The following is a 15,110-nucleotide window of genomic DNA, read 5'->3' on the forward strand; positions in this document are numbered from 1 at the left end:
TTGGTCAGCGGTCGGCGAGGATCTCGGCGAGGTCGGCTGGGACGGGCATTGGTTGCATCAGCGAGACGGTCGCCCGGCCGGTGTTGCCCTCGGGGTAGCGCCCGAGGGCGGATCCTGGAGCGGCGACCAGGAGTCGGACGACCTGTCCTATCGCTTCGTGCCGGTCGCCCTCCCTCAAAGCGACCCGAAGCATCACTCCATGCGCGAGCGTGTGCGGCCACGGCCACGGCTGGGAGAGGATGTGGGCCCGCTCCAGCGCAGCCCAACGCTGCTCGCTTGTCGTCGACGTCCGCGCCGCGCTCAGTTCCGCGTCGAACGCCGTCCGGACGACAGCGGGCATCCGGCGGCTCACGGCCGATCCTCGCGTTGCGCGAGTGTCAGCGAGGCGCGCACTGACTTCCCTGTCGCCTGCTGGCTGTCCTCGGACGGTGCGGCGTCGCAACAGGCATCCTCAGTGCAACCGGTGGCGGCGGCTGACCCCTCTCGCGCGACGGAGAGGGCAGCTGGGGTGCAGCAGTCGTCTCCTTGCCAGTTCTCCCAACCCTCCCGGGCAGCGACCGCGGCGATGATCAGCGCAGCTACCGGGTCGGCCCAGGTCCAGCCGAGGGACGCGTTGAGAAACAGGCCGACCAGGAGCACCGCGGACAGGTAGGTGCACAGCAGGGTCTGCGTGCCGTCTCCTTCAACGGCTCCGGAGCCGAGCTCGCGACCGGTGCGTCGCTGCCACACGCTGAGGAACGGCATGACGGCCAACGAGGCGATAGCCAAGCCGATGCCGATGAGGCTGCTGTCTGGCTGGGCTCCGGTGAGCAGGGCGTGCCCGGCCTCGACGGTGAGGTAGGCGGCCAGAGCGAAGAACGAGATCGCGATGAGGCGTTGTGAGGTGCGTTCTCTGCTCTCGGGCATGGGGTGGCGGAACTGCCACAGGATCACCAGCCCGGAGGAGACCTCAACGATCGAGTCCAGGCCGAACCCGACGAGCGCGGAGGATCCGGCGAGGTTCCCGGCCGTGATCGCGATGACGGCTTCGACCGTGTTGTAGGCGACGGACGCGGCCGCGAGCAGTTGCGCACGCCGCATCAAGGTCGCGCGGCGGGCTGGCGTCGCCAGGGTGGTCCAGGTGGTCACCAGGTGACCTCCTTGCATCCGGTGTGAGTGTCGGGTTCGACCTGCAGGGTGGCGTGTTCGACGCCGAAGTTGGTGCGCATGACAGTCCGGGCGCCATCTAGGACGGCGTGTGCGTCAGCGTCGCGGTTGGTCATGAGGTGGGCTGTGGCCACGTTCATCCCGGACGTCAGGGTCCACACGTGCAGGTCGTGGACGTTGGTGACACCAGGAACGGCCGCGAGCGCTTGCTCGACGTCGTCGGGGGCCATGTCTGCAGGGGCGTGTTGACCGAGGACCGTCAGGACTTCCCGGCCCAACATGACGGCACGCACAGCGACGAAGACCGCGATGGCCAGGGCTATCCCGGTGTCCCACCACGCATTGCCGGTGGCAGCCACCATGACCCCGGCGACGATGACGCCGATCGATCCGACGGTGTCAGCGACCACCTCCAGGTAGGCGCCCTTGACGTTGAGGCTCTCGCTAGCTCCTCCGCGAAGCAAGAAGAGCGCGATGAGGTTGATCAGCAGTCCGATAGCGCCCACGACCAGCATGGGTCCGGACGCGATCTCAGCGTCGTCGCCGATGCGCCCGATGGCCTCGACGGTGATGTAGACCGAGACGCCGAGCATCAGCAGGACGGCCAGCCCGGACGCGAAGACTTCGGCGCGGTACGAGCCGAACGTTCTCCGGCCGGTGCTGTCCGGTCGCGTAGCGATGCGAGTCGCTACCAGGGCTGCACCCAGGGCCACGACGTCAGCGGCCATGTGGCCGGCGTCGGACAGCAACGCCAGGGAGCCCGAGATCAACCCTGCGACGAGCTCAACGACGAAGTAACCCGCGACGAGGACGAACGCTAGGCGCAGCCGCCACCTGTGCGCTCCGCCTGCGTGCCCGTGGTTGCCGCTCATGGGCGCACCTTGGCGGGAACGGTGGCGAGGCGACGTGCGTCGTTGACGTCATGGGCGATGTGTTCGCGGGTCAAGTCGAGCAGCATCCGCACGTGGGCGTCCGCGAGCCGGTAGAAGACAAGACGTCCGTGCCTGCGGCCGGTGACGACACCGGACGCGCGCAACATCCGTAGGGACTGCGACACCGTTGCCTGTTGGGTTCCGGTCGCGGCGGCCAGATCGCAGACGCACAGTTCGCCCGCCTCCAGGAGGGCGAACATCAATCGCGCCCGCGTGGGGTCGCCGAGCAACTTGAACATGGCAGCCGCCCGGGCCAAGTCGTCCATAGGCAGCGTGGCGTCCAGCACGAGCTGTACCTTCTCGGGATGGACGCACTGGACCGAGCAGCCATCAAGTCCAATCACCGTGTCATCTGAGCGCATGCTCAGATGATAGACCAAACCTTCCCCTGCGCCACCATGGCGTTAGATCGGCATTTGCAACCCGGATACGAGCTCTGGCTGGAGCCATCGTGTGAGCGCGTCCTACAGTCCCGTGAGCAGAGGCGGCCGACGACGACGAGCAGCCCCAGTGCCGCGAGAGGCAAGCCGGCAACGATGTAGGCGAAGGCCCAGCGGCTGTGTGCAACGGTGAGGCCAAGGATGAGGCGGCCTATAAGGAGCGGTGGTGGCGATAACCGTCGAGAACCAGGTAGAAGTACCGGCGGCTGCGGCAACGGTATGGAGACGGGTCGTCAGCCCAGAGGGCATCAACCACGAGATGCGGCCTTGGATGACGATGAGCATGCCGCGCCGCGCCGCGGGGCTCACCGTGGAGACTTTCCCGCTTGGGCGACCTATCGGGCGGGCCTGGCTCCGGTTATTCGGCCTCGTCCCATTTGACTTCGACCACCTGACCATTGTCGAACTCGAGCCGGGCGTCCGGTTCTTGGAACGCTCCACCATGCTGAGCATGCGGCGCTGGGAGCACGAGCGGACGTTGACGCCCGTCGCTGACGGCACGCAGGTACATGACCGCGTGACGCTGCAGCCTCGGCTGCCTCTACCTGACCTGGCTGCGCTCCTGGCGCGCGCAGTGGACTCCTTCTTCAAGCATCGACACCGACGGTTGCGGCAGTACTTCACCGGCGCCTGACGCGGCTGTTCAATCTCCGCCTGCACGTCCGCACATCGGCATTATGTGGGTGATCCGTGAGAGAGGGCGCCTCCGGACTCGCCCCCTCCGGGCGGAAGGGCGCACGTTCACGGGCATGTGTGCCATCCCTCAGGGTCTCCCGCGCACCCCGAGACGGTGGCTCGCCTCAGGTGTCTGGGGCCCGTCGGTGTTGCCGCGGTCGGTCAGCTTGGGCGTGTCTGGTTGACCTGCCAGGGGTGGACGGACCCGAGTACGGGCAAGCTCATGCGCTGGCTGGTCTCGGGGTTGGTCCAGCGCCCGTCAGGGTCCGGGGTCAAAGGTCCGTTGTGCTGGTGGGAGCCGCCGGCGTGGGCGATGGCAGCGAGGACAAGGTCGAGGTGTGCCCGGTCAAGCCCGGTGACTGTGCCGGCGAGTAGTCCGTAGGCCAGGGAGTGCGCGACGCGCAACACCCGCAGCTCACCACTGGAGGCGGCTAGGACGGGACTGTCGCGTTCTCCCACGATGATCTGTTCGACACGTTCCCAGTCAATCCATGACCCGGCGCGGCCTTCGAGGGGGTGGATGCAGTCGTTGATGAAGCCGGCGCGTCGGGTCCATCCGGTCCGGATGAGGAGCTCGACGGCGGCCTCGTCTGGGTAGCTCCCTGCGGCCCATCGGCGTAGCCCGGCCTCGAGATCTGCTGCGGTGGTGGTGTTCATGGGGCCTGCCCCCTTGATCGTCGTGGTCTGTCCTGAATCAGAGTGCGGCCGCGTGGGCCCCAAGCGCCCGCCGCGGCGGAGGTTGTGGACTTCTTCCTGCGCAGGGTCTCCTCTGTGGACGTTGCCGTGTCGGCGCAGCTCAGCGCGGCACGTGCCCGGCGGCTCGCTGCGGCGCCGGTCCGGTGAGGTGCAGCGACCGCGCCACCTGGGGCGGCGTGCGCGTGGACGCGTCCGGGACTGCGGCTATGGGTGGGGTGGTCACGGCGGTTGAGGCTGCCGCGAGGGCTTGGGAGGTCCCGCCGACCGTGTGGATCTGGCGGGTGATGGCCTCCCGGATGGGTGCGGGGGGTGCGACGTCCCGGCATGCGGTCAGGTCAGCCGGGTCGACCCACGCGTCCAGCGGACTGGCAAGGACTCCCGCGCCGGGGACGGCGACGAGGCGGGTGAGGAGATGGTGCGCCCCGCGGGCGTTGACGCGGGTGCGTGGGTCCAGTGCTGCGTCGAGCAGGAGTAGGGAACTCTGGTGTGGAGATTCCAACGCACCGGTCAGGGTCCGGGCCGCTGCGGTGAGGTCGGTGCGGGCCGCGATCGTGTCGGGGTCGGCCACGGCCGTGCCGTCGAGAACCAGTTCGGAGAGGGCGTGGACGAGCTCGGCGCCGGCGGTGCGCAGGTGGGGGTGGACGGCGCGGTGGGCGTGTCCGGTCAGATCTCGCAAGGTGCCGTGCAGGGTGCCCCACGCGGACTCTGCTGCGGTCAGCGACGGTTCGAGGTGCGCTTGGTGCATGTGTGGGTCGATGGCGTGGTGCACGGCGGCGGCGTGGAGGACGACCCGGGTGACAGCCAGGGCGGTGGTCTGGACGCGGGTCAGCTCGGTCAGGTTCGCCATGGACGGCGCTGCGGCCAGGGTGCGGTGTGCCTCGACGTCCCACCCGGCCAGCGCAGTGCGCAGTCGGTCCGGTGCGGGCGCTTCACGGTGCTCGCCCTTGGTGGCTACCGGGAAGTACCGGTAGACCTCGGCCCCCGCGACCTGCTCGAACGCGGCCAAGCGGGTCAGGACGAAGCGCAGGGCGGTGAGCTGGGTGCGGCGCTGACGTGCGGAGACACCGTCGGGTCGGGCTCGGGCGTCACGGACCTGAACGTCGCGGACCTGCGCCCGCACGGCCAGGGCGATGGCGTGGGAGCCGACGTAGAGGGTGTGCAGGACCCGGGTGCGTGCGGCCGTGGCATCGGCCACGACCGCGGGGGCTGGTGTGCTGGTGCCGCGCAGGTGCCGGTGCACCAGGTCGTGGGCGCGCATCAGGTTGCCGGCGACGGTGAGCAGCATGTCATCGGCGGGGCCCTCGCCGGGCCAGTCCCGGTGGCGCAGGTTGGTGTCAATGGCGGTGGCCATGAGGTGCAGCCGCTCCACGGTCAGGTCGGCACCACCTTCCCCCGGCCGAATCACCCGCTGCGCCGTGGGCAGTGCGCCCAGGAGCTCGTGCGCGGCCTGCACCACCTCGGGCCAGGCCCGCACCATCGCGGCCGCGTCGAGCGCATCAGGGTTGATGAGCAGCCCTCGGGTGCTCAGGTCGCACTCGGCGAGGAGCTCACCGACGCTGCGCCGGTCCCGGCCGCTCACGCTGCCGCCGCCTCGGCCAGGTCGAGCAGCCATCCCAGCGATGCGGCCAAGGACTGCGGCAACGGCCGCGCCGCCGGTTCATGGAACGCCTCGCGGGCCGCGTTCGCCGACGATGCCAGTCCCCGACCTTCGGGGAGCACGTCGTCGGTGGGGCCGTGCGGGAGAAGGTCGAGCACGTCAGCCGCGAGGTGCTCAGCCTGACAGGCCACAACGTGCAGCCGGACGTCACGGGAGGACTGCGCCGCCTTGGACGCGTCGTCACCCAAAGCAAGTAAGGCGGCCGCGAGGTCGTTCAGGGCTGCCGTCCGCTCGGGGTTGGGCACGGCCACGACAGTGGGTCTGTTGGTGCGCGGTGGTGTGCTCATATCTCCCTACGCCGGTGGGACGTCTCTTGGGGGCCACTTCCGGCCAAACTCATGACCCCGCTCACCATCAGCCCGGACGGCTGCGGACGGGACGTCGAGCCGGGGGTTGTGGATAACCGGGCGGGCATGTCGGCGCAGAGGAGGACAGTTACGTCCCAACAGGCCCGTCACCGGTTCGCGGGGCATGTCTGGCTAACCAGGCGCGGTGTCAGGAGGTCAACATGACGTTCCCCAACGCAGCGCTGGCGGCATGCCGCGCCGTCATCCCCGCATCGGTCAGTGCGTTGGTGCTGGTCGTCGTTTCGGCACAGCTGCCCGCGGTCGCTGGCCTGGCTCTGGTGGCCGCCGTGGTCGCCGGCACGACACTGCTGCGGTGCGGCGTCGGGGAGGGAATAGCCAGCCGGGTGTTGCACGGTGCCAGGGCACCTACTCAGGTTGAGGCCGTCGTCTTGGGCCCGGCGATGACGTTGCTCTGCGGGGCCGCGCTGGGACCGCCGCTGGTCCGGGTCCGGGTCCAGCCCCGCAACCTCGGTCTGCTCGCACAGCCGTGGGGGCACGCCACCGTCGTCGTCCCCCGCGGGCTGGTGCTGGCGGTATTCCATGGACGGGTCAGACACGAGCAGGCCGCGGCCAACCTCGCCCACGCCGCCGGCACGTGCCGTTCCGGGGCCACCGGCGGGCTCCCGGCCATGGCGCTGTGGTGCCTGCCGTGGCTTCTGCTCGAGGAGATTGTGACAGTGGCGGGCAGGGGTATGCGGTCATCACCGATGCTGCGACTGGCCTGGCACACCCGGTTCGTCGTCGCAGCCATCGCGGTGGCCCAGAACGTGCTCGGTGGACGGTTGTGGTTGGCGGCCGTCGTCGCCGGAATCGCCGCAGCGACGTACACGCAGCCGGCTCTGAACCGGTCCTGGCATCGACGTGTGCTCGCCGTGGGCGATGGCGGCGTGATCGACGCTGGGCTGGGAAGGCCGTACGCCGCGATGCTAGTTACCTCAGACCACGTGATCGGCCTCGAGCGTCTGGGACAGCTCACTGGTAAATCAGGGCCTTAGGGCTCGGGTGCGGTGCTCGCTGCCGTGCGGGAACCCGCCTGAAGTACGGCCGCGAGGGCAAAGCCTGTTGAGGCGGTTCAGGACTGGGCCGGCTCATGCGGGCAGACGGCGCGCGGTGCCTGGCGCTGGGCGACGCCTCTGCGTTGGTCAGTCCCTTCGTGCACCCGCTGTGCGCGCGGAAAGGACAGGGGCGCCAGGCCCACGACGCGGCACGCCGGCCTGGTCCAACGCGCGCCGGATCGCCGCCTGCGTCCGACCGGTCAGCTCGGCGATCTGCCTCAACGAGCGGCCGGCAGCGTACTCACGGCTTGCGAACTCAACCAGAACGCGTCGTTGCTCCGGCGTCTGCCGGATCGTGTTCGTGCCCCGGAACCGAGGCACGGGCTCGAGGACGGGGCGCCCGGGGTAGGCCATCACGCAACCGTAGCCGTCGAGTCGCTGTACCACCCGGGTCCGCGCGCGGCAGCCGCATCGTGCGCGCGGCGCCTGGGAGAAGGACTGTCGACAGGAGACTCGTAGGTCGCACGAACGCGCTCACTCTCTGTCTCGGCCGTCGGAGAGTGACATGGCCTCACGGTCTCAGCTCAATTCATCGCTGATGTCCGCGGCCAGCTCAGTGCGCGCCTCCGTGACGGTGCGGCGGAGGCGAGCCGACTCGGCCACGCTGACCTGACCGGCGCACCAGCGCACGGCCTCACCTGCGGACAGCCCCTCGAGCTCGATGAGGTCTGCCAAGGCCTGCCCTGCTCGCTGCTCACACTCGGCCACCCACGCGTCCCGCTCCCGCAGCGCCATCACGACCTGAACGCCCAAGGCGCTGCACCGGTCGTCCTTCGCCTTCCGCTCGGCCCGCCACGTGCTCTGCCCATCCAGCGCCGTGCGCCGCGCCCGGCTCCAGTCCTGTCGTCGGCTCACCTCAAACCCCTGTTTCCTCCGGCTCTCCTACGGACACTGCCGTCACCTTCCCTACGCCAGTGGGCGCCCTCTTGAGGGCCACCGTCACCGAGATTTAAGCCCCCGCGACCACACCGCAAACCGCTCCCCTGAGAGCCCCGCGACACCACGTGTCCCCCTCGCTCGTCCGGAGCGGCAAACCCCCGAGCGCCGCGAATGTTCCCCCCCACCCCGTCCGACGCCGCCAAGCCGGCGAAACCGGAAAACGTCGTCAACTGCACACCTCATGCATTCCGGGTCGTTGACGCCGCAACGAGGTGGCCCCCAAGGGCTCCCCCGGTGGCGTAGGGAGGTATGACGATGAGCGTCCACAAGCTCACCGCCGGGACCGGGTACACGTACCTGACCCGGCAGGTCGCCGCGCATGACCGCAGCGGCGGGGCCCGGACCTCGCTGGCGTCGTACTACACCGAGCGGGGTGAGACCCCCGGGCACTGGTTCGGGTCTGGGGTCGCCGGGATCGACGGCCTCTCGGTCGGGGACGAGGTCACCGCGGCGCAGATGCAGGCCCTCTTCGGTGCCGGTCTGCACCCGCTGGCGCAGCGCCGGGAGCGGCTCGAGGGACCCGGCCTAACCGAGGCGGACTACCGGTCGGTGACCCGTCTCGGGGCGCCGTTCAAGGTGTACGTGACCGACGTGACCGCGTTCCAGGTCGAGGTCGCCCGACGGATCGAGGAGTACGCCGCGGCCTTGGGGCACCCCCGCGACTACCCCATCGAAGCAGCGGACCGGGCCCGGATCCGCACCCAGGTCGCGCTGGAGTTCTTCCGCGGCGAGCACGGGCGGGACCCGGTCGACGCCCGGGAGCTGTCCGGGACCATCGCCAGACACTCCAGGCCAAGGACGACCGCGGTCGCCGGGTACGACCTGACCTTCTCCCCCGTCAAGTCCGTCAGCACCCTGTGGGCGGTCGCCCCACCAGAGGTCGCGGCGCAGATCGAGCTCGCCCACCACGACGCCGTCACCCACGCCCTGCGCTTCCTGGAGGCGCACGCGCTGTACACGCGGGAAGGCGCCAACGGAATTCGTCAGGTCGACGTCACCGGCCTGGTCGCGGCCGCGTTCACCCACCGCGACTCCCGCGCCGGGGACCCCGACCTGCACACCCACGTCGCGGTCGCGAACAAGGTGCAGACCCGGACCGGAAAATGGCTGTCCCTCGACGGGCGGATCCTCTTCAAGGCCAACGTGACCGCGTCCGAGACCTACAACACCGCCCTCGAGACGAACCTGCGCACCCGCCTCGGACTGGTCTTCGACCAGCGGCCCGGGACGGGCACCGAAGCCGACCGGGGAAAGCGTCCGGTCCGAGAGATCGTCGGCGTCGACCTGGAGTTGAACATGCGCTGGTCCACCCGTCGAGCCGGCATCGAGGCCCGCCGCAGCGAGCTCGCGGCCACGTTCCAAGCCGACCACGGCCGGCCTCCGACCGCAGTGGAGGCCATCCAGCTGGCGCAGCAGGCGACCCTGGAAACCCGGGAGGCTAAGCACGAGCCGCGCACCCTATTTGAGCAACGGCACGCCTGGGCGGAACAGGCCGAGGAGGTCCTCGGCGGCCCGCGCGGGATAGCCACCATGCTTCGTGATGTGCTCTCAGCACGGCCCACCGCGCAGCCGGTAACCGTGAATGCAGCGTGGGTGGGCGAGACGGCGCTGCGGGTCCGGGACGAGGTCCAGTCCCGCCGGGCGACCTGGCAGATCTGGCACATCCGCGCTGAGGCGCAACGGCAGGTCCGCGCCGCAGCCCTGCCCGCCGAACATGTTCAGACCATCGTCGACGCCGTCACCGACCGCGCCTTGAGCGTCGCGTCGGTGCGCATCACCTCCGTCGGCGACGGCGTCCCGGACCCACCGGAGCTGCGCCGCGCGGACGGGTCGAGCGTGTACGACATCGCCGGGTCGGCCCTGTTCACCAGTACCGAGATCCTCACCGCTGAGGCGCGCCTCCTGTCCACCGCGGGCGCCGCGGACCGCCGCCCAGCCAGCCCGGAAGCGGTGGCGCTTACCCTGCTCGAGCAGGCCGCCAACGGTGTCACCCTCAACGCCGGGCAGGCCTCGCTGGTGCGCGGCATGGCCACCTCCGGTGCCCGCCTCCAGCTCGCGATCGCCCCCGCTGGGGCCGGCAAGACGACCGCCATGCGAGCCCTCGCGGCAGCATGGGTCGAGGACGGCGGCACCGTCCTCGGGCTCGCTCCCTCCGCCGCGGCCGCAACCGTCCTGCGGGAGCAGATCGGCGCCACCACGGACACCCTCGCCAAGCTCACTTGGTCCCTCGAGCACAACGACCTCCCGGACTGGGCGAACACCATCGGCCCAGGCACGCTCGTCGTCATCGACGAGGCCGGGATGGCCGACACCCTCACGCTGGACACCGCCGTCGAGTTCGTCACCGCCCGCGGCGGGCAGGTCCGCCTCATCGGCGACACCCAACAGCTCGCCGCGATCGGCGGCGGCGGCGTCCTGCGCGACATCGCCGCCACCCACGGCGCCCTGCACCTGTCCGAGCTGATGCGGTTCGCCGACCCCGCCGAAGGAGCAGCCTCCCTGGCCCTACGCGACGGACGCACCGAGGCGCTCGGGTTCTACCTCGACCATCACCGAGTCCATGTCGGCGACCTCACCACGATGACCCAGGACCTGTTCACCGCGTGGGCTCATGACCGCGACCGCCATGTCGACACAATCATGCTCGCCCCCACCCGGACCCTCGTCAGCGAGCTCAACCAGCGCGCCCAAGCCCACCGGATCACCGGGTCCCTTCTCCCAGGATCGGGTCTTCGGGCGCGACTGGCCGACGGAAACACCGCGTACGTCGGAGACACGGTGCTGACCCGGGCCAACGACCGCCGGCTGCGGATGACGACCCACGACTGGGTCAAGAACGGCGACCGGTGGACCGTCCGAGCCGTCACCCGCAACGGGTCGCTCGCGGTCGAGCACCTCCACACCGGGCGGCACCTCACCCTTCCCGCCGGGTACGTCACCGCCTCCGTGGAGCTCGGATACGCGAGCACCACCCACGCAGCCCAAGGCATCTCCGTCGCCACCATGCACGGCCTGGCCACCGGAGTCGAGACCCGCCAGCAGCTGTACACGATGCTCACCCGCGGCGCCGACGCCAACCATCTCTACCTGCAGGTCGTCGGCGACGGCGACCCACACGCGGTCATCCACCCCGACCACGTCCACCCCCCGACCGCGACCGACCTGCTCGAGGACATCCTCGCCCGCGACGGCGCCCCCACCTCCGCGACCACCACCCAACGCGAGAACGCCTCCGCCACAGCACAACTCGGCCCTGCCGCCACCCGGTACGTCGACGCCCTCCATGTCGCCGCCGATCAGCACCTCGGACCCGGCGTGATCGCCGCACTCCAGACCAGCGCCGAGCAGGTCGTGCCCGGCATCACCCAGGACCCGGCCTGGCCCACGCTGCGCTCCCACCTCGCCCTGCTCGCCGTCACCGGCACCAACCCCATCACTGCACTCCGGTTCGCCGCTTCCTCCCAAGCGCTGGACACCGCCGGCGACCGGGCCGCGGTCTTGGACTGGCGCCTGGACGACACCAACCTGCGCCACGCCGGCCCCGGCCCTCTGCCCTGGCTGCCCGGGATCCCGCACGCTCTGCGTGCCAACGACCACTGGGGCACCTACCTCACCGCGCGGTCCAACCTCGTCACGGACCTCGCCGCAGACGTGCGCGAGAACGCTACTGCCATCGCCACCGCCACCGACGCCCCAGCATGGTGGCGAACCAGCCATGTCCGGCCTGCCCCAGACCTGTTCGCCGATCTGACCGTGTGGCGGGCCGCGACCAGTGTCCCCGACAGCGACCACCGCCCCACCGGACCCAAGCACCTCGCCAAGGCCCACGCCCTGTGGCAGCGCAGCCTCGATCACCGCCTCGGGCACACCCACACCCCGGCACTGGCCGCATGGGTCCACCAGCTCCACACCCTCGCCCCGGACACCCGCCACGACGCCTTCACCCCGCAGCTCGCGGCACGGCTCGCCTCGGTCGCCCGTGCCGGCATCGACGCCCACACCCTGCTCCGTACCGCCGTGGCAGCGCCGCTGCCCGATGACCATGCCGGGTCCGCGCTCTGGTGGCGGATCAGCCGCCACCTCACCCCCGCCGTCGCCCACGGGGTCGATTGCGCACTCCCGCTCACCCCAAGCTGGGCAGCCCGGCTCCCCCACACAGTCGGCGAACAGAACGCCGCAACTCTGCAGACCAGCCCGTGGTGGCCCGCCCTGGTCACCACCATCGACCACGCCCTCGCCCACGGCGGACGCCTCGAGGACCTCCTGTCCATCATCGAAGACCTCGACGACACGGCCGACGTCGAGATGTGCCAGGCCCTCGTGTGGCGGATCAGCCTGCTGACCGACCCCGCCCCCACACCCGACAACAACCCGCCTGAGGATGAGTACGACCAGCTGGAGTGGATCCCGCCGAGCACTCCCGGGCTCGAGCCAGCCCACCAAGCCGAGCGCGGCGCCGCCGCGGACGATCACGCGGCCGCCACGCTCAAGGACCTGCACGCCGCGCTCACCGCGACCGCGCTCGCCCGCACCGGCATGGGGGTCCTCGAGCCCAGCCCCGCGGAGGTCGAGGCGATGGTCGCGCACGCCGCCGCCTGGGACGACGCACCGTTCACCCCGGATCGTGCCGCGCACCTCAACACCCTCGCCCGGGACTACTACACGCGAGTGCTGGACGCCGGATGGGCCGGGCCCTATCTGCGCGAGCGGCTCCACACCGACCTGGCCCCGGCAGGCGCTGGGTACGCCCCACCCGGCTGGACCCACCTCGTCACCCACCTGCGCGCCCACGACGTCACCGACGACGAGATGCTTGCCGTCGGGCTGGCCACCCGCGCCCGCACCGGCACGCTCATCGACCGGTTCCGCGACCGCCTCGTCCTGCCCATCACCGTCGACGGCACCGTCGTGGGGTTCGTCGGACGCCGCCACCCTCGCGCCGGGGACGACCACGGGCCGAGATACCTCAACACCCCCACCACTGCCCTGTTCCACAAGGGCGACGTCCTCTACGGGGTCGACCACCAGCTCCTCGACACCGGCGCCATTCCCGTCCTCGTCGAAGGCCCCCTGGACGCCCTCGCCGTCACAGCCGCCGGTCAAGGCCGCTTCCTCGGAGTCGCTCCACTCGGGACCTCGCTCACCCACACCCAAGCCCGGCTCCTTGCCACGCTCCACCCCGAGCCGATCATCGCCACCGACGCCGACCCTGCCGGCCGCATCGCCGCCCAACGCGCCTACTGGCTCCTCACCCAACACGCCGTATCCCCCAGATCTGTCGCGCTACCCGAAGGCGCCGACCCCGCCGCCCTCCTCCACGACGACGGACCAGACGCACTAAGGGATGCCCTGAACGCCCGGCACGCACTCGCCCAAGATCTGATCGGCCACAAGCTCGCCCAGCCGCCGAGCTCCACAGCGCTAAAAGCCTGGGCCGCAGTCGTCGTCGCCGATACCCCAGCGCTGTGGATTCCTCGTGCTCACGACCTCATCATCCGCGCCGACGCCAAGCCGGCCGAAGTGATGGCCGCCCTCACCTGTGCCGGCGCAACCTGGAACCGCGACCCTGCGTTCGCTGCACAACGCCAACTTCAGCTGGTAGCGAAACACCCCACCGAGCACACACCAAGCGCCCTCCTTGAGAACGCAGACACTGCCGATGAGACCCGTAGCGGCGCGGTCGACCATGCGCCGTACACACCACTTCCCGGTCAGCGCCGACCAAGCGGAGAGAAATGGCCGGTACCGCCAGACAAGCGGCCCGCCATTCGGCGGTGATCACCGGCGCGGAAGTGCATCTGTCGAAGGCGTCGTGGCCACCCTCGTACGCTCGCCCAGCGGGACGCGCGGACCGCCAACTTCCAAGTCGGACATCACGCCAAACGAGGTTTGGGGAACCTTCCCGCCCGAAACCTGTCGTTTGCACGGCCCGTACGTGCTCGGGATAAGGATCTACTGCGCTGCGTCGTACGCCTCGAGAACGTCCGCACTGACCCGGCCGCGGTCGCTCACCACGTGACCGTTCTCCTTCGCCCATTCGCGTACAAGGGCAAGGTCCGTGCGTGTCTTGCGTCGAGATGACGCCCGCACAGCCTTGCCCCGACGGCTCTGCGGGCTTTGCTCGGTGGCCTTGGAAATGTATGGCTTGAGCGCCTTCTCCAAAGCCCTGTGGTTTTTCGTGCTCAGGTCGATCACCCAAGTCCGGCCATCAAGACTGAACGAGACCTCCTTCGCGTTGGTCGAGCCATCGAGGTCATCGGTGATGCTCACCGTCGTCTGCTTCGCCATGAATGCATGATCGCGCCTCCCGGTTGAGATTGCTAATCACCGACCCGTGCAGTGCCGCCCCCGGCGTTCGCCGACCCGGTTCCACGCATCCAGCACCACGCCCGTGGATCGAGGATCTTGGTGAGCTTCCTCTCGTGTACGCACGTTTGAACGCGGAGCCTTGCGGACGATGGCGTAGCCGCAAGGCGGCGGAGTGGGGCACCCACTGCCGGCTACGACAAGGTCATGTCGGTGGGCCCGCGTACCCTGCCGGCTTATGACGACTGCGGTCTTGGGATTCTCCGGGTCAGTGGTGGCTGCCCTGCTGGCACTGCTGACCGCCGTTTGGCTGGAGCTTCGTCGCGCTCGGCGCGACGCGACGGGAAGGCGGGATGCCGAATTGCAGGGGGCAGTCGTAGAGCTACTCACTAGGTCGGTTCAGTTGCACTCGCGAGTTACTCAGGTGCGCGGTCACTCCAACGCACATGCGTCCCTTGGAGGATTAGCAGATCATATTCTTCGGGCCAAGGTGCCGATGGACTGGGTGGCACTACTCGAACCGATGAACGGCGAAATGGAACACATGCTGCGGGCCAATGCTCGCCTGTGGGTTGGGCACAACGAGGAGACAGCACGGCTCGGCAGCGCCGTGGTCACCGCCGCGGGAAGAGTTATCGGCGCAGTCACAGCGTCGTCAAAAGGTGCGCAACCCCGTCGGCTTCTACATTCACGTCGATCGCTGCAACGGACGGCGGAGGAGAGCGTCGGTCCCTCTGTGGACCAACTCACGGAGGCGCGCGAGGCCCTGGCCGCTCACGCCCGGTCCGTACTCGGCCTCCCCACCGCGGCGGCATCTCAGATGGAAGCCGGCCTGCACTGAAGCCTCAGCCGCGTTTCGCCGTCGGCGGAATCGAAGCACGCCGGCTCGCGGCTGCTAGACGATTGCCGGTAGGGCC

General features: G+C 69.8%; 13 protein-coding genes. 3 read left to right on the forward strand and 10 right to left on the reverse strand.

What is annotated here, in order from left to right:
• Positions 1 to 4: 4 nt before the first annotated feature.
• The 4 genes from N801_RS10845 to N801_RS10860 are packed head-to-tail and all read right to left on the reverse strand — an operon-like array spanning position 5 to position 2,440.
• Positions 5 to 352 carry a DUF3703 domain-containing protein gene (locus tag N801_RS10845; RefSeq protein WP_245618386.1) on the reverse strand — a complete coding sequence of 116 codons (348 nt, stop codon included), beginning with the start codon at positions 350 to 352 and terminating at the stop codon, positions 5 to 7.
• On the reverse strand, positions 349 to 1,128 hold the full coding sequence (locus N801_RS10850; RefSeq protein WP_245618388.1) for a cation diffusion facilitator family transporter: 780 nt from the start codon (positions 1,126 to 1,128) through the stop codon (positions 349 to 351). Before N801_RS10850 ends, N801_RS10845 begins: the two co-directional genes overlap by 4 nt.
• Positions 1,125 to 2,018, reverse strand: coding sequence for a cation diffusion facilitator family transporter (locus N801_RS10855; protein ID WP_035937570.1), 894 nt, complete (start codon positions 2,016 to 2,018; stop codon positions 1,125 to 1,127). The genes N801_RS10850 and N801_RS10855 overlap by 4 nt, the downstream gene beginning before the upstream one ends.
• Entirely contained in the window at positions 2,015 to 2,440 is a 426-nt protein-coding gene (locus tag N801_RS10860; protein ID WP_052112863.1) for an ArsR/SmtB family transcription factor, read from the reverse strand. Before N801_RS10860 ends, N801_RS10855 begins: the two co-directional genes overlap by 4 nt.
• 244 nt (positions 2,441 to 2,684) lie before the next feature.
• Here N801_RS10860 and N801_RS10865 point away from each other — a divergent pair, with 244 nt between their 5' ends.
• Complete coding sequence (locus tag N801_RS10865) at positions 2,685 to 3,152, forward strand: Rv1443c family protein (protein ID WP_211254715.1); 468 nt, start codon at positions 2,685 to 2,687, stop codon at positions 3,150 to 3,152.
• A 203-nt stretch (positions 3,153 to 3,355) separates the two neighbouring features.
• On the opposite strand, the gene N801_RS10870 is transcribed toward N801_RS10865, so the two are convergent.
• The 3 genes from N801_RS10870 to N801_RS10880 all read right to left on the reverse strand — a co-directional run bounded on the left by N801_RS10870 (position 3,356) and on the right by N801_RS10880 (position 5,791).
• On the reverse strand, positions 3,356 to 3,850 hold the full coding sequence (locus N801_RS10870; RefSeq protein WP_052112864.1) for a hypothetical protein: 495 nt from the start codon (positions 3,848 to 3,850) through the stop codon (positions 3,356 to 3,358).
• Between the two features lie 139 nt (positions 3,851 to 3,989).
• On the reverse strand, positions 3,990 to 5,468 hold the full coding sequence (locus tag N801_RS10875) for a hypothetical protein (protein ID WP_035937571.1): 1,479 nt from the start codon (positions 5,466 to 5,468) through the stop codon (positions 3,990 to 3,992).
• Positions 5,465 to 5,791 (reverse strand): hypothetical protein, encoded by a 327-nt coding sequence (locus N801_RS10880; protein WP_156996695.1) that lies wholly within the window; start codon positions 5,789 to 5,791, stop codon positions 5,465 to 5,467. Before N801_RS10880 ends, N801_RS10875 begins: the two co-directional genes overlap by 4 nt.
• 263 nt (positions 5,792 to 6,054) lie before the next feature.
• Between N801_RS10880 and N801_RS10885 the strand changes: the two genes are divergently transcribed.
• Positions 6,055 to 6,888: a hypothetical protein gene (locus N801_RS10885; protein ID WP_035937576.1), complete on the forward strand. Its 834-nt coding sequence runs from the start codon at positions 6,055 to 6,057 to the stop codon at positions 6,886 to 6,888.
• Between the two features lie 147 nt (positions 6,889 to 7,035).
• On the opposite strand, the gene N801_RS21985 is transcribed toward N801_RS10885, so the two are convergent.
• Together N801_RS21985 and N801_RS10890 are read right to left on the reverse strand one after the other, a co-directional pair.
• The gene (locus tag N801_RS21985) at positions 7,036 to 7,302 is read right to left on the reverse strand and encodes a helix-turn-helix domain-containing protein (RefSeq protein ID WP_084108715.1); all 267 of its coding nucleotides are present in this window, start codon (positions 7,300 to 7,302) and stop codon (positions 7,036 to 7,038) included.
• A 165-nt stretch (positions 7,303 to 7,467) separates the two neighbouring features.
• Positions 7,468 to 7,803: a hypothetical protein gene (locus tag N801_RS10890; protein WP_035937578.1), complete on the reverse strand. Its 336-nt coding sequence runs from the start codon at positions 7,801 to 7,803 to the stop codon at positions 7,468 to 7,470.
• A gap of 339 nt (positions 7,804 to 8,142) precedes the next feature.
• Here N801_RS10890 and mobF point away from each other — a divergent pair, with 339 nt between their 5' ends.
• Positions 8,143 to 13,665, forward strand: a complete 5,523-nt coding sequence (mobF, locus tag N801_RS10895; RefSeq protein ID WP_245618391.1) for a MobF family relaxase — start codon at positions 8,143 to 8,145, stop codon at positions 13,663 to 13,665.
• Between the two features lie 174 nt (positions 13,666 to 13,839).
• On the opposite strand, the gene N801_RS10900 is transcribed toward mobF, so the two are convergent.
• The gene (locus tag N801_RS10900; RefSeq protein ID WP_035937580.1) at positions 13,840 to 14,175 is read right to left on the reverse strand and encodes a histone-like nucleoid-structuring protein Lsr2; all 336 of its coding nucleotides are present in this window, start codon (positions 14,173 to 14,175) and stop codon (positions 13,840 to 13,842) included.
• Positions 14,176 to 15,110: the final 935 nt, after the last annotated feature.

The sequence above is a fragment of the Knoellia aerolata DSM 18566 genome, assembly GCF_000768695.1.
Classification (GTDB): domain Bacteria; phylum Actinomycetota; class Actinomycetes; order Actinomycetales; family Dermatophilaceae; genus Knoellia; species Knoellia aerolata.